At 73.6% G+C, this 18,512-nt stretch carries 16 protein-coding genes; 13 read left to right on the top strand and 3 right to left on the bottom strand.

Annotated features, from left to right (window positions below; all coding sequences use genetic code 11):
• The first annotated feature begins 97 nt into the window (after positions 1-97).
• The 3 genes from ACFRU2_RS00975 to ACFRU2_RS00985 all read left to right on the top strand — a co-directional run bounded on the left by ACFRU2_RS00975 (position 98) and on the right by ACFRU2_RS00985 (position 5,734).
• Positions 98-472, top strand: coding sequence for a YbjQ family protein (locus ACFRU2_RS00975; protein ID WP_382966449.1), 375 nt, complete (start codon positions 98-100; stop codon positions 470-472).
• A gap of 188 nt (positions 473-660) precedes the next feature.
• Entirely contained in the window at positions 661-1,986 is a 1,326-nt protein-coding gene (locus tag ACFRU2_RS00980) for an MFS transporter (protein ID WP_382966450.1), read from the top strand.
• A 310-nt stretch (positions 1,987-2,296) separates the two neighbouring features.
• Positions 2,297-5,734: an endo-alpha-N-acetylgalactosaminidase family protein gene (locus tag ACFRU2_RS00985; protein WP_382966451.1), complete on the top strand. Its 3,438-nt coding sequence runs from the start codon at positions 2,297-2,299 to the stop codon at positions 5,732-5,734.
• On the opposite strand, the gene ACFRU2_RS00990 is transcribed toward ACFRU2_RS00985, so the two are convergent.
• The gene (locus tag ACFRU2_RS00990; RefSeq protein WP_382966452.1) at positions 5,712-6,620 is read right to left on the bottom strand and encodes a helix-turn-helix domain-containing protein; all 909 of its coding nucleotides are present in this window, start codon (positions 6,618-6,620) and stop codon (positions 5,712-5,714) included. The genes ACFRU2_RS00985 and ACFRU2_RS00990 overlap by 23 nt on opposite strands.
• 32 nt (positions 6,621-6,652) lie before the next feature.
• Entirely contained in the window at positions 6,653-7,612 is a 960-nt protein-coding gene (locus ACFRU2_RS00995; protein ID WP_382966453.1) for a DMT family transporter, read from the bottom strand.
• Between the two features lie 95 nt (positions 7,613-7,707).
• On the opposite strand from ACFRU2_RS00995, the gene ACFRU2_RS01000 reads away from it, so the two are divergent.
• The 7 genes from ACFRU2_RS01000 (at position 7,708) to ACFRU2_RS01030 (ending at position 14,277) form a co-directional block, all read left to right on the top strand.
• Positions 7,708-9,243: a PLP-dependent aminotransferase family protein gene (locus ACFRU2_RS01000; protein ID WP_382966454.1), complete on the top strand. Its 1,536-nt coding sequence runs from the start codon at positions 7,708-7,710 to the stop codon at positions 9,241-9,243.
• A gap of 138 nt (positions 9,244-9,381) precedes the next feature.
• Complete coding sequence (locus ACFRU2_RS01005; RefSeq protein WP_382966455.1) at positions 9,382-9,825, top strand: LPXTG cell wall anchor domain-containing protein; 444 nt, start codon at positions 9,382-9,384, stop codon at positions 9,823-9,825.
• Positions 9,826-9,833: 8 nt separating this feature from the next.
• Positions 9,834-10,499, top strand: a complete 666-nt coding sequence (locus tag ACFRU2_RS01010) for an RNA polymerase sigma factor (RefSeq protein WP_382966456.1) — start codon at positions 9,834-9,836, stop codon at positions 10,497-10,499.
• Positions 10,496-11,125 carry a hypothetical protein gene (locus ACFRU2_RS01015; protein ID WP_382966457.1) on the top strand — a complete coding sequence of 210 codons (630 nt, stop codon included), beginning with the start codon at positions 10,496-10,498 and terminating at the stop codon, positions 11,123-11,125. Before ACFRU2_RS01010 ends, ACFRU2_RS01015 begins: the two co-directional genes overlap by 4 nt.
• A gap of 98 nt (positions 11,126-11,223) precedes the next feature.
• Positions 11,224-12,210, top strand: coding sequence for a helix-turn-helix domain-containing protein (locus ACFRU2_RS01020; RefSeq protein ID WP_382966458.1), 987 nt, complete (start codon positions 11,224-11,226; stop codon positions 12,208-12,210).
• Positions 12,211-12,219: 9 nt separating this feature from the next.
• On the top strand, positions 12,220-12,750 hold the full coding sequence (locus tag ACFRU2_RS01025) for a GNAT family N-acetyltransferase (protein ID WP_382966459.1): 531 nt from the start codon (positions 12,220-12,222) through the stop codon (positions 12,748-12,750).
• A 366-nt stretch (positions 12,751-13,116) separates the two neighbouring features.
• Positions 13,117-14,277, top strand: a complete 1,161-nt coding sequence (locus ACFRU2_RS01030; protein ID WP_382966460.1) for an IMP dehydrogenase — start codon at positions 13,117-13,119, stop codon at positions 14,275-14,277.
• Between the two features lie 55 nt (positions 14,278-14,332).
• Here ACFRU2_RS01030 and ACFRU2_RS01035 read toward each other — a convergent pair whose 3' ends face one another.
• The gene (locus ACFRU2_RS01035) at positions 14,333-14,800 is read right to left on the bottom strand and encodes a MarR family winged helix-turn-helix transcriptional regulator (RefSeq protein WP_267040458.1); all 468 of its coding nucleotides are present in this window, start codon (positions 14,798-14,800) and stop codon (positions 14,333-14,335) included.
• 197 nt (positions 14,801-14,997) lie between these two features.
• On the opposite strand from ACFRU2_RS01035, the gene ACFRU2_RS01040 reads away from it, so the two are divergent.
• From ACFRU2_RS01040 to ACFRU2_RS01050, 3 genes are read left to right on the top strand one after another with little or no spacing between them, the layout of a single operon-like run.
• Positions 14,998-16,224, top strand: a complete 1,227-nt coding sequence (locus tag ACFRU2_RS01040; RefSeq protein ID WP_382966461.1) for an MFS transporter — start codon at positions 14,998-15,000, stop codon at positions 16,222-16,224.
• 54 nt (positions 16,225-16,278) lie between these two features.
• Complete coding sequence (locus ACFRU2_RS01045) at positions 16,279-16,719, top strand: heme-binding protein (protein ID WP_267040459.1); 441 nt, start codon at positions 16,279-16,281, stop codon at positions 16,717-16,719.
• A gap of 60 nt (positions 16,720-16,779) precedes the next feature.
• Positions 16,780-18,450, top strand: a complete 1,671-nt coding sequence (locus tag ACFRU2_RS01050) for a glycoside hydrolase family 20 protein (protein WP_382966462.1) — start codon at positions 16,780-16,782, stop codon at positions 18,448-18,450.
• Positions 18,451-18,512: the final 62 nt, after the last annotated feature.

Raw genomic sequence — 18,512 nt, forward strand, 5'->3', positions numbered from 1 at the left:
ATACGCGGGTCCGCCCGGGGACGCAACCCGGCTGCTCCGAAGCCCCGGCCCCCTCCTCCGGATGCGGGCACCGCGCGACGCCGCCAGAGTGGATGCCATGGGTATCGAGGATTACGGCGGCGGCGCCGGCGCACAGCAGACCGGTGTGATGGTCGTGACGACGAACGACGTCCCCGGCTACCGGGTCGAGCAGGTCATCGGAGAGGTCTTCGGCCTCACCGTCCGCTCCCGCCACCTGGGCAGCCAGATCGGCGCCGGCCTGAAATCGATGATCGGCGGCGAACTGAAGGGCCTCACCAAGACCCTGGTGGAGACCCGCAACCAGGCCATGGAACGGCTCATCGAGCAGGCGAAGGCGCGCGGCGCGAACGCCGTGCTGATGATGCGCTTCGACGTGACCGACGCGGCCGATGTCGGCACCGAGGTGTGCGCGTACGGGACGGCCGTGATCCTGGTGCCGGCGAGCACCTAGGCCGTCTCTTTCGGATCTTGCCGGGCCTGACCGGCAAGATCCGAAAGAGACGACCTAGACGGCCCGGGGGGTGTCTTGGCGATCACCGCGGCGGGGCCCTAACCTCCCGTGATGATCTGCGAAGAATTCAAACGCGCACGCGAACCCGAGTCGGCCCCCTCCGTCTCCGGGACCACCGGAGCCGCGGCGTGACCGGGTCCCTGGACCCGCGCACCGCGGGACGCCGCTACGTGACCGCCTGCGTCCTCTACTGGTTCCCCGTGGGCCTGGCCGTCAGCCCGCTGATCCTGCTCTTCACCGAGCGCGGCATGTCCCTGACCGCCGTCGCCGCGTTCTTCGTCGCGCACTCCGTCACCGCCGCCGCACTGGAACTGCCCACCGGCGGACTCTCCGACGTGCTGGGCCGCCGCGCCGTGCTGGCCGCCGCGGGCCTGCTCAACCTGACGGCCTTCACCCTCCAGGGCCTGGGCACCGCGCCCTGGGTCCTCGCCCTCGGGATGGCCCTCATGGGCGCGGGGCGCGCGCTGTCCAGCGGACCCGCCGAGGCCTGGTACGTCGACACGGTCCAGGCCCACTCCGGCCCCGACGCCGAACTGCGCACCGGACTGGCCCGCGGCGGCTCCGCGGTCTCCGCCGCGCTCGCGGCGGGCACGCTGCTCGGGGGCGCGCTCCCCTGGCTGCTCGCCCGCGGCGACGGAGCCGCCGCCCGGCTCAGCCGGGAAACCTCCGGGCTGGTGCTCCCGCTCTCCATACCACCGCTGCTGGGCGCCGTCGTGGAGACGGCCTTCGTGCTGTACGTCCTCACCGCGCTCCCCGAACCGCCCCGCCCGCCGAGCACCCTGCGCTCCGTCCTCCACGGCATCCCGGCCACCATCACCGAGGGGGTACGGCTGGGCGGCCGCGATCCGCTGATCCGCCGGGTGCTCCTGAGCGCGGCGGCCGCGGGCGGCGCGCTCGCCGCGCTCGAACTGCTGACGCCGGGCCGCGCCGCGTCGTTCACCGGGGCGCCGGAATCGGGCGCGATGCTCTTCGCCGTGCTCGCCTGCGCCGGGTTCCTCTGCTCCGGACTCGGGAGCCACCTCGCACCCCTGACCGCGCGGCTCGCGGGCAGCGGCGAGCGCGCGGTCCTGCTGGGCCTGGGCGCCGGCGCGGGCGGACTGCTCCTGCTCGGCGCCACCGCCGTGGCGGCGGGCCCGGTCGCGCTTGCCCTCGCGATCCTCGGCTACGGCCTGGTGTACCTCGGCCTCGGCGCGGCGGGACCGAGCCAGAACGACCTCCTGCACCGCCGGGTGCCGAGCACGGGACGAGCCACGGCCCTGTCCGTCCAGTCCCTCGCCCTCCAACTGACCGGAGCCCTCACGGGCCTGCTCGTCGGCGTGCTGCCCCGGGGCCCGCTGCCCTGGCTGACGGGGGCCGCACTGCTCCTGGCGGGCGCCCTGCTGTGGGTCCGACGCGGCTCGCCCGAGGCCGCGTACCCGGCCCCCCGGGAGGCAGAGGGAGCCGAGCCGGCCTAGGGGCATCCCCGGCCGGTGGGTTGGGCCTTCCGTCCTGGTGAACGGGCTTCCTAGACGGGCCGGGCGGCCCCGGGCGGCCGGTCGGGTCACCTGGCCACGAGGGCCGTGGCCCTGATCGCGCTCTGCGCGCTCTCACCGCCGGGGCGCGTGCGCCCACCCGACCCACCCGTCACATAAGTCCAGGACGGGGCGCGGCTTTGTCCATGGGCCTGCCGGGCCGTGGTCCGCAGGCTGTCAGGTCAGTGAGCGGACCGCCGGCCTCCACGGTGTGCGGTCTTCCGCCCAGGAAGCGCCGACTCCCGGAGGTCCGATGCGAACCCCCCTCTGGCCGGCCGCAGCCGCGGTGGCCGGTCTCGTGGCCACCTTGGTCGTGGCCGTGCCCGCCGCCCCCGCCGTGGCGGCCGGCCCCGTGACGATCACCTCGCCCGAGCTGTCCGTCAGCGTGGACAGCGCCTTCCCCCGCGTCATCAGCTACACCCGCACCGCCACCGGGGACGTGCTGAACGGCAACGAGGACGCCATCGGCGCGATCGTCGTCAACGGAACCACCTACACCCCCACCGTCACCTCGACCCCCTCCGCCTCCGGCGTGGACTACGCGCTGGCCTTCTCCGGAGTGACCATCAGGTCGCGGCTCTCGGTGACCGGTTCGGTGGTGGAGTTCAAGGTCACGGCGGTCGAGGACACGGCCGCCCTGCGCGTCCGCAGCTTCGCCATCCCCAACCACAACCTCGTCAGCGTCCGCAGCAACCAGACCGGCGCCGCGCTCTCCACCGCGAAGATGCACACCGCCACCACCGGGACCGGGGATACCTTCACCCCGATCACCGCGAACACCCCGGTGGACGCCTCCGCGACGACCGTGATGTACGGGCTGGCCAACACCGGCAAACTGGCCGCGGCCATCGACTCCAACTCGTACTACGACGCCCCCTCGGGCGGCACCGCCAACGAGAACGGCCGGATCAGCAAGCAGGTCACCGACAAGGGCGGCTACCGCCGGGCCGGCCTGTGGAGCGGATCCTGGCTCTACCGGGCCTCGGGCGCGGCCGACACCGACACCGAGCCGCTGCCCTACGTCCGGGTCGCGATCACGGCCGACCGCAACGCCGACTCCGCCGTGGACTGGCAGGACGCGGCGGTCGCCTACCGCGACATCTGGACCGCTCCCACCGGCTGGCAGCAGACCGCCGACCGGGTCGTGCAGCGCATCCCCTTCAACTTCGCCTCCGCGGCCACCCACCCCTTCGCCGAGACCCTCGACGAGACCAAGCGGGTCAACCTCGCCACCGACGGCCTCGGCCAGTTCGTCCTGCTCAAGGGGTACGCCTCCGAGGGCCACGACTCGGCCCACATGGACTACAAGAACATCGGCTCCAAGCTCGGCGGCGCCACCGACCTGAACACCCTCACCACCGTCGGCCACAGCTACAACGCCGACTTCGGCGTCCACATCAACGCCACCGAGGAGTACCCGGTCTCGGCCACCTTCGACCCGGCGCACCAGACCGGCGGCCTCGGCTGGGACTGGCTCGACCAGTCGTACTACGTGGACACCCGCAAGGACGGACAGTCCGGCGGGCGCCTGAAGCGGCTCCAGGACCTCAAGGCAGCCGCCCCCGGCCTGGACTTCCTCTACGTGGACGTCTGGTACGGCGACGGCTACCTCTCGCGCAGGCTCGAGCGCGAGATCGGCGGCCTCGGCTACCAGCTCGCCACGGAGTTCCCCAACTCCATGACCGGACAGTCCCTCTGGCACCACTGGGCCACCGACGTCAACTACGGCGGCACCGACCTCAAGGGCATCAACTCGAACATCGCCCGCTTCATCGCCAACCACACCAAGGACGACTGGATCGCCGCCAACCCGCTGCTCGGCGGCGCGGAGATCACCGCCTACGAGGGCTGGCAGGGCAAGCGGGACTTCACCTCCTTCCTCTCCACCACCTTCGCGACCAACCTGCCGACCAAGTACCTCCAGGAATCGCCGATCGTGAAGTGGACCGCCAACACGGTCACCCTCGCCAACGGCACCACCATCACCACCTCCGGGAACACCCGCAAGATCACCACGGCCGGCCGGACCGTCCTCGACGGCTCCGCCTACCTGCTCCCGCGCGACGGCAAGCTCTACCACTGGAACGACAAGGCGGCCTCCACCACCTGGACCCTGCCGGCCGGCTGGTCCTCGCCCAAGCTGTACAAACTGACCGACAACGGACGCCAGTTGGTCGGCGACCTGGCCGTCACCGGCGGGCAGGTCACCATCAACGCCGCCGCCAAGACCGCCTACGTCGTCACCAACGGCGCCGCCCCGGCCCAGGCCGACCCGAACTGGGGCGAGGGTGCCCCCGTCAAGGACCCCTCCTTCTTCTCCGGCAACCTGAACGCCTGGACCGTCACCGGCTCCGGCGCCGCCGTCACCCGCAACGCCCAGGGGCAGAACGAGCTCACGATGGCCCCGAGCACCGCCCCCGCCGTCTCCCAGCAGCTCACCGGACTCGCCCCCGGCACCTACGCCGCCTCCGTCTGGGTCTCCACCCCGGCCGGACGCGCAGCCACCCTCACCGTGACCCCGGCCGGAGGCACGGCCGGCTCCGTCTACGCCGACTCCTCGACGCTGACCAACAACCTCGGCGGCAGCGAGAAGAACGGCACCAAGATGCAGCGCATGAAGGTGCTCTTCGACGTCCCCGCGGGGCAGTCGGCGGCCACCCTCAAACTGTCCGCGGCCTCCGGCTCCGGCACCGTCTACCTGGACGACGTACGGGTCGTCCGCTCCGCCCGCACCCCGCTGAACGGCCACTGGTTCACCGAGGACTTCGAGAACGTCGACGCGGGCTGGGGCCCCTTCGCCTTCGGCGGCGCCGGCGGCTCGGCCACCGACCCGCGCACCCACATCGCCCAGCGCAACGCCCCGTACACCCAGGCGGGCTGGAACGGAAAGCTGGTCGACGACGTGATCAGCGGGCAGAACTCGCTGAAATCGCACGAGGAACGCCAGGGCCTGGTCTACCGCACCCTCCCGCAGACCCTGCGGCTGACGCCCGGCCGCTCGTACAAGGTCACCTTCAGCTACGAGAACGGCTTCAGCGGCGACTACCAGTTCATCACCGGCTCCGGCAGCACCGAGACGGCCACCGCGCTGGACCAGGCCCGGACGGCCACCACCTTCACCAAGACCTTCACCGCGGGGACCGACGCCTGGATCGGCGTACGGAAGGTCACCGGCGAAGGCTCCCACAACGAGGCCGACTTCATCCTCGACGACCTCGCCGTCGACGACCTGGGCTCCGGGAGCGGCGGCGAACTCCTCGTCCCGCAGGCGCAGATGAGCGTCAAGGCGGTCGACAGCCAGGAGACCGCGGGCGAGAACGGCGCCGCGGCCAACGTGCTCGACGGGGACAGCGCCACCATCTGGCACACCCAGTGGTACCAGGCCACCGCGCCGATGCCGCACGAGATCACCCTCGACCTCGGCGCCTCGTACAACGTCTCCGCCCTGCACTACCTGCCCCGGCAGACGCAGAGCAACGGACGCATCGCCGACTACCAGGTCCTCACCTCCACCGACGGCGTCACCTGGGGAACGGCGGCCGCCTCCGGCACCTTTGCCAACACCACCGCCCAGCAGGACGTCGCCTTCACGGCGCGCACCGCGCGCTACGTCAAGCTCAAGGCCACGAGGGAGGTTTCGGGCAATCCGTGGACGGCGGTCGCGGAACTCAACATCGGCTACCTGCCGTGACGGGTCCTTCCCGCGGTGACGGCTCCGGGGGAGAGAGGAGCCATCGCGCCGACTGCTGTTGCACCGACTGCTGTTGGCGGAACCGGCCGGGCGCCACGCCCACCCGGCGGCTGAACAGCCTGCTGAAGTAGGCGGCATCCTCGTAACCGACCCGCCGGGCGACCCCGGCGACCGGCAGGTCGGTCCGGGCCAGCAGCTCCTTCGCCCGGCTCAGGCGGATACCGAGGAGGTACTCCTTGACCCCCTCCCCGGTACTGCCCCGCACCGCTCCGCGCAGTTCGGGGAGGCTCATCCCGAGCCGGGCGGCGTGCTCGGCCACCGAGATCGGCAGCAGTGCGTCCCGGGCCAGGGTGTCCATCACGGCGTCCCCGTGCCGCGACACCCCGGCCCGGGCGTAGCGCAGTGCGACGAGCAGCCCGTGCACGGCCGCGGCGGCCTCCACCTCCAGCAGGGGGCCGCCGAGGCGGGCCGCCCGGACGATCCCGTCGACCACGTGCCGCACCCCGGCCGTGCCGCTGAGCGGGACCAGCGGCCGGTCGGGGGTGACGTAGCCCAGGTCGGTGTACGCCTCCACGCTGTGGCCGGCGAAATCCACGAAGCACTCGTCCCATCCGGTCTGCGGATCGGGGCCGTAGTGGTGCTCCACCCCGGGCACGAGCCACAGCAGCGCCGGTGCCGTCACCGGCTGCGGGGCCCGCCCGCCGTGGCTGAACCAGCCCCGGCCGGCGCACACCACCACCGCGACGTGGTGGTCGAGCACGCGCGGGCCGACCACCGGCAGCTCGCCCTGCTGCACCCCCACACCGAGGCACACCAGCCCGAGCCGGCGGTGGTTGGCGGTCGGCGAGAAGTACCGCATCCAACTGCTGTACGGAGGCGTTGCCATCTGCGGATTGTGATCCACAAGGCGGGGCGTGCTCAAGGGGCCGCGGACTCCTGGGCGTTACGAGGCTTTCGCGCGACCGGCGCGATCGGCGCGACCGCCGCGACCGGCGCGGGCCGCTCGCCTGCGGACGCCCTGCCGGGTGCCCGCTCCGGCCGGAGCCCTGCCGCCAGCCCGGCGACCACCACGGCCAGGCCCAGCCACACCGCCGGCCCCGGTACTCCGCCGCCCGTGACGGCTCCCGCGCCCGCCGCCGCGAGCGGGGCCACCCCGGTCAGCAGCCCGGCCCGGCCGGAGCCCACCGCGGCCACCGTGCGGTACCAGAGGAGGAAGGCCACCGCCGTCACCATCACCGCGAGGTACCCCGCGGCGGCCCACTGGCGCGGGCTCACGGACACGAGCTCCGCGGGCCCTTCGACGCACACCGTGAGCACCGCCAGCATCACCGCGCCCATCCACACCGCGTGCAAGGACACCCCCCACGCCCCGTGGCGCCTCAGCACCGGCACCGCGAGCAGGGTGAACCCGGCCTCGCAGCCCAGCGCGAGCGCGGCCCAGCCGACCCCGGCCGCGTCCGTCCGGCCCGTTCCCTCCACCAGCACCGCCCCGGCGACGACCACCGGCGCGGCCAGCAGCACCCGGCGGCTGGGCCTGCGGCCCTCCATCAGCGGGCCGAGCACCCCGAACAGGACGGGTACGCAGGCCACGGCGACGGCGATCACGGCCGGCTCGGCGTGCGCGACGCCCCGAACGACGGCGACGTTGAACAGCACCAGCCCGGTCGCGGCCACCCCGGCCAGCCACAGCCACTCCCGGCCGCGCGGCGCGGCGATCCGCACCCGGGCGAGCCGGGCCAGGCCGAAGAGGAGCAGCGCAGCCATGGTGTAGCGCACGGCCTGCACCCCGAAGAGCGGGGCGTCCACGAGGGAGCGGGAGACGGTGACGCTGCTGCCGACGAGCGCCATGCCGGCGATGCCGGGGGCGAGGTCGCGCAACTGCCGGGGCGAAGGCGGCGAAGGCGGTGAAGGGTGCGAAGCGTGTGAAGGGGGCGAGGTGTTCATACCGTCGAGCCTGGCGCCACAATGGACCAATGGACAGGTCCAAAGAGAGCACCGTAGAGGGGTCCGTAACAGCAGGTTTCGAAGCGGCGGGGTCCGAAGCAGGGGGGTCGGACTTCCTCCAGCTGGACATCGGCCGGGCACCAGCCGGCGGGCGCACCGACTGGCTCGCCGACCGGCTCCGTGCGGCCATCGCCGACGGCACGCTCGCCGTCGGCAGCCGCCTCCCAGCCAGCCGCGTCCTCGCCGCCGAGCTGCGGGTCTCCCGGGGACTGGTCACCGAGGCGTACCAGCGGCTGGCGGAGACCGGCCAGGTGGCCGGCCGCGGCCGTGCGGGGACGGTCGTGGTGGCCGCACCGGTGACCGGAGGGCAGCCCTCGTCCGAGCCCGCGCGCTCCGCACTCCGGGACCCGGCCGACCCGTTCGGCACGAGGGAATGGGGCGCCCTCGTCGACGCGCTGCGCGCGGCCCCGGGCCGGATCGACCTCTCGCCCGGGGCGCCGGACCTGGCCGCGTTCCCGCGCACGGCCTGGCTCCAGGCGGAACGCCGGGTCCTGGCCGAGCTGACCCCCGCCGACTTCGGCTACGGGAACCCGCAGGGCACCCCCGCGCTGCGCGAGGCGATCGTCGGCTGGCTCGCCCTGAACCGCGGGATCCGCGCCGACCCCGACGAGGTGGTCGTGGTGGCGGGCGTGGCGCAGGCGCTCGGACTGCTGGCACAGGTGCTGCGCGCGGAAGGCGTACGGCACGTGGCGGTCGAGGACCCCGGCTCGCTCGGGACGCGCCGGCAACTGGAACACGGGGGCATGCGCATCCTGCCCGTACCGGTGGACGGGGGAGGCATCGACACCGCCGCCCTGGCGGCCGGCCCGGCCCAGGCGGTGGTGCTGACACCGGCGCACCAGTTCCCCACGGGGGTCGTCCTCGAGGGAGAACGCCGCCGCGAACTGCTCCGCTGGGCGGCGGCCGGGGGAGTCGTCATCGAGGACGACTACGACGCCGAACACCGCTACGACCGCGCCCCCGTACCGGCCCTGCGAGCCCTGCTCCCGGAGGCCGTCTGCTACACCGGAAGCGTCTCCAAACTCCTGGCCCCCGCCCTGCGACTGGGCTGGCTGCTGGTCCCGCCGCGCAGGCTGGACGCCGTGATCGAGGCCAAGCGCTACGCCGACCTCGGCAATCCCGTCCTCGCCCAGCTGGTGCTGGCCCGGCTGATGGCCTCGGGGGAGCTGGAGCGCCACCTGCGCTTCGTACGCAGGCGCCACCGGGCCCGCCGGGACGCGATGCTCCGCGCGATCGCCGCCGAACTGCCCGGCGCACGGGTGCACGGGGCGGCGGCCGGGCTGCACCTGATGGTCACCTTCGAGGGGGCGGACGCCGAGGGCATCGACGACACCGCCCTCGCCGCCGCGGCCCTGGACCTCGGGGTCAAGGCCCACCCCCTGTCCTGGCACCGGATCACCCCGGGCCCGGCGGGCCTGGTCCTCGGCTACGCCGCGGGCTCGGTGGGGGAGATCGAGGAGGGCGTGGCCACCCTCGGCACGGCCCTGCGAGCGCTACGGGGGTAGCCGGGCCGGTGCCGGGCCACACCGGCCCGAGGCTGCGAAAAGTTTTTCGGGAACGGCGGCAACCTCCCGGGGACTCGCGCGTCGTGCGGGGGTGAAGGGCGTGATCCCGCGCCCCGCAGCCGACCGTGGAGAACCACCGTGAAGAACCTGAAGCGCGCCCCGCTGTCCGCCCGCAGGGCGGCGGCCCTCGCCGTCGCCGCCGCCGGCGCGGCCCTCGCGCTGGCCGGTCCGGCCTCCGCCGCACAGGGGCCGTCCGCCTCGCCGACCGCACCCGCCCCCGCCCCGGCGACCACCGCGCCGACCGCCGCGCCGAGCGTGGTCCCCTCGGCTCCGAAGCCGCAGCCCTCGGTGAGCCTGCCCCCGGGCACCACGCCGAGCGCCTCCCCCAGCTCCGTCCCGAGCGTGTCCCCGAGCGCCGCACCCAGCGCGGCTCCGAGCGCCGCCCCGTCCTCGCCCGGAGAGCCCGAGCTCGCGCATACTGGCTCCTCCGCCACCACGGCCGCACTCGGCGCCGGGGCCGCCGTGCTGATCACCGCCGGGGCCGCGACCCTGTACACCGTGCGGCGCCGCGCCAACGGCTGAGGACCCCCGTGCTCCACCTCGCATTCCCCGCGGGCCCCGTCGCGTCCGGTTTCGACCGGCCGCGGCGGGGCTTGTGGTCGTTCCTGCTGCGCCGTGAGCGCTCCTCCGCCGCGCAGGCCCCGCCCGCGCCGTCGGAGCCGTACCGGCACGCGTACACGTACGGCCACCCCTCCGAGGCGGGCGGCCCGCCGCCCACCGTGACCGAGCTCTACCACGCCCACCGGCTGCGGATGGTCCGGCTGGCGGTGCTGCTGGTCGACGATCTCGGTACCGCCGAGGACGTGGTGCAGGACGCCTTCACGGCGCTGTACCGGCGCCACGGCGAGCGGATCACGGAGGTGGACAACGCGCTGGGCTACCTGCGCACGGCCGTCGTCAACACGGCCCGCTCCGTGCTGCGCCGCCGCCGGACCGCCCGCGCGTGGATCCCGCAGGCACCCGCCGACGTACCCTCCGCCGAGGCCTCCGTGGTCCTCGACGAGGCGCACCGCGAGGTCCTCGCCGCGCTGGGGCGGTTGACGCCGAGGCGGCGGCAGGTCCTGGTGCTGCGCTACTGGGCCGACCTCAGCGAGGCGGAGATCGCCGAGACGCTGGGGATCAGCCGGGGGGCGGTCAAATCGAACGCGAGCCGCGGGCTGGACGCGCTGGAACGGATTCTGGAGGGTCGGATATGACGCGTGGACAGGAGCCGGCCACGGGGCCGGGCCGGGAGCCGGCGGACGTGTACGGGCCGTCCGGGGCGCACCTGCCCTCCGGGGTGCCGGCCGAGCGGCCGGTGGAGTACCGGCTGCGACAGGCCCTCGACGCCCGCGCGGCCGGGATCACCGTGCGCGATCTGCGGCCTGCGCAGCCGCCGGTGCCGGGCGGGCTGCGCCTGCCGTGGGCCTGGCCGCGCGGTTTCGCGCTGCCCCTGGCGGGGCTGGCGGCCGCCGCCGCGGTGGTGGTGGGGTACGCCGTACTGGCGCCGGACGCCCCGGTCCGCCCGGGCCCGGTGCCCGTGCCGCCCGCCGCGCCGCCGTCGGCTTCGCCGACCGGTTCGGCTCCGGGGACGGTTCAGGACGGTCCGTCCCCGTCGGTCGTCCCGTCCGCGTCGCCGTCGCCGTCGCCGCTTTCTCCTTCGGCCGCGCCCTCGAATTCGCACGTGCCCAGCGCGAGCCCCTCGCGGCCTCCGCAGTCCGGTACGGGTGCGCCACAGCCGAGTTCCGCCCGCTCGGCTCCGTCGGGCTCGCCGACCGCCGCGGCGCAGCCCTCGGCCTCGCCCTCCTCCCCGCCGGCCACGGCGTCACCGGGCCGCCGCTGAGGGGGCGGGGCGGCACCCGGGCCCGAACCATGCGCCGGTGGTGGTCCGTTGGCCGCATGCTTGGATCTTGCCAAGCATGCGGACGGGGGGAGCGCGGGATGTGGTCATTGGTGTCGTCGGGCGGGGTCCCGGCGGGGGAGCGGTTCGACTGGTACGCCGACATCATCTCGCGCGAGGTGATGCCGGCCGCCCTCAGCAGCGAACGGCCGGCCGACTTCCAGGGCGAGGCCGCCGTGGTGGACCTGGGGCCCCTGCGCGCGTCCAAGTTCACCCTGTCGCCCCTGCGTTCGCGGCGGACGCCCGCACTGATCCGGCGCGGCGACCCGGAGCAGTACCAGTTGGCCCTCCTGCGCACGGGCGTCACGTCGATGTCCCAGAACCGCAACGCGTGCACGGTCGGGGCCGGGGACCTCATGCTGTGGGACACCTCGCTCCCCTCCGACAACACGATGCACGCGGACGGCGGCCAGGTGCGCGCGACGATCCTGATGCTCCCCCGGGGCATCCTGCCGCTGCGTCCCGAACGGCTGGAACGACTGCTGGCCCGCCGCATACCGGGCGACCGCGGAATCGCGGCGATCCTGGCCTCCTTCATGGCCGCCCTGGAGGACCACGCCGCCGAATGCGCGCCCGAGGAACTGGCCCGGCTGGGCACGGTCGCCGTCGACCTCGCCACGGCCTGCCTGGCCCAGCACCTGGACGCCGAGGACCGGATCCCCTCCGAAGCCCGGGCGGAAGTCCTCCTGCGGCGGATCCACGCCTTCATCGAGCACAACCTCGGCGACCCTGAGCTGGGACCGCCCGCGATCGCGGCCCGCCACAACATCTCGGTGCGCGGGCTCCACCAGCTCTTCCGGGGGCAGGGGGAGACCGTCCAGGCCCGGATCCGCCGACGCCGCCTGGAACAGTGCCGCGCCGACCTGGGCCGTCCCGAACTCGCCGCACACCGGGTGCAGTCCATCGCCGCCCGCTGGGGATTCGGCGGGCCCGTGGCCTTCAGCCGGGCGTTCCGCGAGGCGTACGGGCTCACGCCCACGGAGTACCGTGCGCTGAGCGCCGGGGATCCGCACCGGGACGGCGTCTAGGCTCGTTCCATGAACGACACCACACACGGCATACGGATCCGGCCGGGCGGCCCGGCGGACGTACCGGCCGTTCTGGACATGCTCGACGCGGCCGTGGCCTGGATGAACGCCCGCGGGAACACCGAGCAGTGGGGCACGGTCCCTTACTCGCAGATCCCCGGCGGGGTGGAGCGGGTCCAGCGGTACACGACCGAGAACTCCCCGTACGTCGCGGAGCTGGGCGGGGTGCCCGTCGGAGCTCTGGTGCTGGACTCCGGGCCGAGCCCGAAGATGCCGATGATCGCACCCGCCGGGGAACCCGAGCGGTACGTCCGGCTGCTGATCTCCGACCGGAGGTACGCGGGCCTGGGCGTCGGGGCCGCCCTGCTGGCCCGGGCCGTGGAGGAGACCAGGCGGGCCGGCGTGGAGCTGCTGCGGGTCGACTGCTGGGCGGGCGGTACGGGCGAACTGGTCGCGTACTACGAGCGCAACGGCTTCACCCGCACCGACCCGTTCCTCTCCGGAACCTGGCCCGGCCAGGTGCTGGCGCAGCGGGTCTAGGCCGCCCGGCCAAGTACGAGGAGGAGAGGCCGACTTCGGCGCTGGCGACCCGATGCTCCCGCCACTCCTGCCGCTGTGCGCCGACGGGCGCACAGCGGCAGTGCGTTAAGATCACTCATGGCGCAATGGAAGTCAGCGCCTGTGCAGCACCGCGCGGAGGACCGGGGGTTTGCCCTGCCTTCGCCGCCGGTTCGGCCGCGCGTGCGAGCACTGCTCCGCCGGTCGCGCCCGCTCTGAGGATCTCCAGAGCGCATCCTTCCGATTGCGCGCCACCGGCCGGCATTGATCCGCACTGCCCGTACGAGCCTCGTCGATCCCGCATCGATCCCTCATCGATCGGCGCGCAGGCTCCCTGCTGGAGACCATGTGAAAATCCTCCCCGAGATTTCTCGTACGCTGAGCGAATACCTCCTCATCCCGGGCCTGACCACAGAAGACTGCACGCCGGACAACGTGGATCTCGGGGCGCCGCTGGTGCGTCACCGGGTCGGCGAAGAGCCGGGCATTCGGGTCGCCACGCCCTTGGTGAGCGCCATCATGCAGGCGGTGTCGTCGCCGACGCTGGCGGTGGCACTGGCGCGGGCCGGCGGGTTGTCGTTCATCCACCAGAACCAGCTGATCGAGGACCAGGCCGCGGACGTGCTGGCGGTGAAGCAGCACGGGGCCGACGTCCGGACCGGCGAGACGCATCACCGCGCGACGGTGGACGGCGCGGAGCGTCTGCGCGTGGGTGCGGGCATCAACTCCCGTGACTTCAAGGACCGCATTCCCGCCCTGACGGAAGCCGGCGCGGACGTGCTGTGCCTGGACTCCTCCGACGGATACTCCGTACATCAGGCGAGGACCCTGGAGTTCGCGCGGGAGACGTACGGCGAGGACGTTCACGTCGGCGCGGGGAACGTCGTCGACGGCAGGGCCTTCCGCTATCTGGCCGATGCGGGCGCGGCGTTCGTGAAGGTCGGGATCGGCGGCGGGGCCATCTGCACCACCCGGGCGCAGAAGGGCATCGGCCGCGGGCAGGCCTCCGCGCTGCTCGATGTGGTCCAGGCGCGCGATGCCTACGCCCAGGAGACCGGTGTGTACGTGCCGTTGTGCTGCGACGGCGGCCTGCTCAGTGACTCCCACATGGCGATGGCATTGGCGATGGGGTCGGACTTCATCATGCTCGGCCGCTACTTCGCCCGGCTCGACGAGAGCCCGTCGCGGAAGCTGCAGATCGGCGACCAGTGGTACAAGGAGTACTGGGGCGAAGGCTCGCGGCGTGCGCAGAACGCGGCCCGTTACGGTCAGCGCGGCCGGATGGTCTTCGAAGAGGGCGTCGACGGCTACGTGCCCTACGCCGGCAGTCTGTACGACAACGTCGAGCGGACCCGGGCGAAGCTCACCTCGACGATGATCAGCTGCGGGTCGACCAGCCTGCGGGACTTCCACCGCGATGCCGTGCTGGTACCGGTCTCCGCGGAGTCGTTCAAGCAGACGGGTGCGGAGGTCCAGCTGCGCGAACCCGCCATCGCCTCCGGGCAGTGACCCGGCCGGCCCCGGGCGCCGCGGCCCGGGGCCGGCTGCCGTCGGAAGAGACGGCTCAGGCGGCCGGAACCCCCGCCGGGGTGTTCTTCACCGCGGCCACCAGCAGGGCGAGCTCCGGAGTGCGCGCCGCCTCGTCCAGGGCCTCGCGCAGGGCGGTGTCGTTGGTGGGGCGGGCCTCGGCCAGGAGCGCCAGGCCGGCCGGGCTGACGTCGGTGTAGATGCCCCGGCGGTCCGTGTCGCACAGGTAGCGGCTCAGCAGCCCGCGGTCCTCCAGCCGGCTGACCAGCCGGGTCGTCGCGCTCTGGCTGAGCACCACCGCGTCCGCGACCTGGTGCATGCGCAGGTGGCCGCCCGGGCCGCTGTGCTGACGGCTGAGGACGTCGAGCAGGGAGTACTCGCGCACGCTCAGGTCGTGTCCCGCCTGGAGAGCGCGCTCGATGTGCGTCTCGATGCGCCCGTGCAGGAGGGAGAGGGCGCACCAGCCCTGGGAGAGGGCGGTGAGTGCACTGTCCGTGGCCGTCATGGGCGTCCTCCTCGAAGCCGTGTGGCTGACTCCAGGATAGGGCACGTCTGCAATTGCCCGCGCTTGCAAATATCCCGCGCCTGCAATTAATGTGGACGCAGGCAACCCGCTGTGGCAATCGCCGCGCCCGCCGCCTCCCTCTTCGTCTCCCTTCCCCCCTCCCCTGAAGCTCCCGTAGCTCCTGAAGGGCACCCCTCATGCCTCTCGCACTCCTCGCACTCGCCATCGGCGCCTTCGGGATCGGCACCACCGAATTCGTGATCATGGGCCTGCTCCCCGAGGTCGCCGGCACGTACGGCGTCTCGATCCCCACCGCCGGCTTCCTGGTCACCGGCTACGCCCTCGGCGTGGTCCTCGGCGCCCCGCTGATGACCGTGCTCGGCACCCGCATCCCGCGCAAGCGCATGCTGATGCTGCTCATGGGCCTGTTCATCGTGGGCAACGTGGTCTCAGCGCTGGCCCCCGTCTTCGGCGTCATGCTCGCCGGACGGGTGGTGGCCTCCCTCGCCCACGGCGCCTTCTTCGGCATCGGCGCGGTCGTCGCCGCCGAGCTCGTCGCCCCCGAGAAGAAGGCCGGAGCCATCGCCATGATGTTCACCGGCCTCACCGTCGCGAACGTCGTCGGCGTCCCGCTCGGCACCCTCGTCGGCCAGCACCTCGGGTGGCGCGTCACCTTCCTGATCGTGGCCTCGCTCGGCCTCCTCGGACTGCTCGGCATCGCCCGGCTCGTCCCCGACCTGCCCCGCCCCGAGGGGGTACGGATCCGCCACGAGCTGGCCGCGTTCCGCAACGTCCAGGTGCTCCTGGCCATGGGCATGACCGTCCTCGGCTTCGGCGGGGTCTTCGCCGCCATCACCTACATCACCCCGATGATGACCAACGTCGCCGGCTTCGCCGACACCTCCGTCACCTGGCTGCTCGTCCTCCTCGGCCTCGGCATGGTCGCGGGCAACCTCGTCGGCGGCCGCTTCGCCGACCGCGCACTGATGCCGATGCTCTACACCTCCCTGGGCGCGCTCGCCGTGGTCCTGGCCGCCTTCACCCTCACCGCCCACACCCGGGCCGGAGCCGCCGTCACCCTCTTCCTCATCGGGGCCCTCGGCTTCGCCACCGTGCCGCCGCTGCAGAAGCGGGTCCTCGACCAGGCCGCCGGCGCCCCCACCCTGGCCTCCGCCGTCAACATCGGCGCCTTCAACCTCGGCAACGCCCTCGCCGCCTGGCTCGGCGGACTCGTCATCGCCGCCGGACTCGGCTGGACCGCCCCGAACTGGGTCGGCGCGGCCCTGGCCGCCTCCGCCCTCGCCCTCGCCCTGGTGTCCGGAGCGCTGGAACGGCGTACGGGGATCCGCGCGGGCGGCGAAGGCGGCAGCCGGGTCATCGCCGCCGGTGCCCCGTCCGCCGCCGCCGTCCCGGCCCACCACTGATCCACCACCCCTCGTACCGCCCCGACATCCCCCCGCACGTCACAGGAGACCCGTATGTCCACCCCCACCCCCACCCCCACCCGTACCGCCGTCGCCCCGCTGACCACCGCGGACGCCGAGGCGCTCGTGGCCGCCGCCACGGCCGCCGCCGGAGCCGCCGGAGTCGCGGTCAGCGTCACCGTGCTCGACGCGGGCGGCCACCCGCTCGCCTTCCGGCGCGACGACCGGGCCGTCCTGATCTCGGGCGAGACCAGCACCCGCAAGGCCTTCACGGCGCTGCAGCTCGACGCCCCGACCGCCGATCTCGTCGACGCCGTCCAGCCCGGCGGCCCCTTCCACACGCTGCCCACCGCCCTGGACCGGCCGCTGCTGTTCATCGCGGGCGGGCTGCCGGTCCACCGCGACGGCCGGCTCGTCGGAGCCATCGGCGTCGGCGGCGGAGCCCCCGCCCAGGACCACGGATTCGCGGAGTCCGCGCTCGGCGTCCTGGCCTGATTCCCTGCCCCGGTCGCGCAGCGCCGCCCCCCGTGCCACGTTGGTACGGGGGACAGGTGCATGATGCGGCAGACGAAGCAGTACGGGCGGAGCCACGTCATCGCGACGGCAACCGTCGCCGCGCTGGTCACCCTTGTCGCCGTCCCCGGCTGTGCGTCCGGGGCGCCCGGCCCGGGGGACGCCCGGGCCCCGGCCGCGGCGAGCACCCCGCCGACCACCCCGCCGGGCGCGACGGCACCCGCCGCGACCCCGGCCGCCCCCTCCACCCCGCAAGGCCCGGCGCCCTCACCGACGCCCGCCCTGCCGCTGTCCAAGGCCCCGCGCACCGTCCCCGCCGTACGGGAACACGTGCCGGCCCGAGGCCCCGGCTGGCGGCCCGCCCCCGAAGCGCGGGTCGTCGTACCGCCGGCCGACAGCGCGGCCCTGGCGGACGAGGGCAAGCTGCTCGCCGGGGAACTGCGCATCGGATTCGCCGAATCGGCCACCCCGCGCAAGGGGGACGTGGAACTCGCCCTCGGGCCCAAGGGCTCCGGTACTCCCGAGTCGTACACCCTCACCGTCAGCAACGGGCAGGTCCGCATCACCGGACCCGACCAGGCCGGGGTGTTCTACGGCACGCGCACCCTCAAACAGGAGGTGAGCGGCGGCGGTTCGGCCCCGGAAGGCATCGTGCGCGACGCCCCGGCCAAGCCGCAGCGCGGGCTCAACCTCGACATAGCCCGCAAGTACTTCACCCCGGACTGGATCGAGGACCGGCTGCGCGAGATGGCCGACCTGAAGCTGAACCAGCTCGGCCTGCACTTCTCCGACGACCAGGCCTTCCGGATCGAGTCCGACACCCACCCCGAGATCGTCTCCACCCCCCACCTCACCAAGGCGCAGGTGCGCGAGATCACGGCGCTCGCCGCCCGCCTGCACATCGCGGTCGTCCCCGAGATCGACTCGCCCGGCCACCTCGGAGCGGTGCTGCGCGCGTACCCCGGGCTGCAACTGCGCGACGTCCAGGGCCGGGCGGTCAAGGGCGCGGTCGACATCGCGAACCCGGCGGCGGCGAAACTCGTCGACGAACTCCTGCGCGAGTACCTGCCGTTGTTCCCCGGAGCGATCTGGAACGTGGGCGCCGACGAGTACCAGGCCCTGGTCTACCGCGATCCGCAGACCTCCTTCCCGCAGCTCACCGCCGCCGCCCGGCAGCGGTACGGGCCCACCGCTCGGGTCCAGGACTTGGCGACGGGCTGGCTGAACGACCGCGCGGCCGTGGTCCGTTCGGCGGGCCGGGCGCCGGCGGCCTGGAACGACGGCTTCTTCACCGGCGGGATCGCCCAGCCGGCCCGGGACATCCAGGTCGAGTACTGGACGGGCAAGGAGATCGGGGCCCGGCCGCCGCTGGAGTACCTGCGCGAGGGCCGCAACGTCGTCAACCTCAACGACGAGTACCTCTACTACGTACTGGGGGAGCCGAACCAGTTCACGTACCCCGACGGCCGGCGCATCTACGAGCAGTGGACCCCGCTCGTCCTGCGCGGCACCACGGCCGTGCCCGCGCGGTACGCCGGGCAGATCCTGGGCGCGCGCTTCGCCGTCTGGTGCGATCTGGCCGCATCCCAGACCCAGGCCCAGGTCGCGGCCGGCATCCGGCTCCCCCTCGCCGCCCTGTCCCAGAAGGTCTGGGACTCCCGCACCCCGGCCCTGGACTGGCCGGCCTTCAAGGCCCTGGCCGACCGGCTGTAGCGCGGCTGCACCTCGGCGTATCAGCCGTCGAAACCCGCTGGCCGGGCTCCGTCCGCTTTGCT

Origin of the sequence: Streptomyces sp. NPDC056883 (assembly GCF_042788835.1) — a bacterium.
Taxonomy (GTDB): domain Bacteria; phylum Actinomycetota; class Actinomycetes; order Streptomycetales; family Streptomycetaceae; genus Streptomyces; species Streptomyces stoeckheimensis.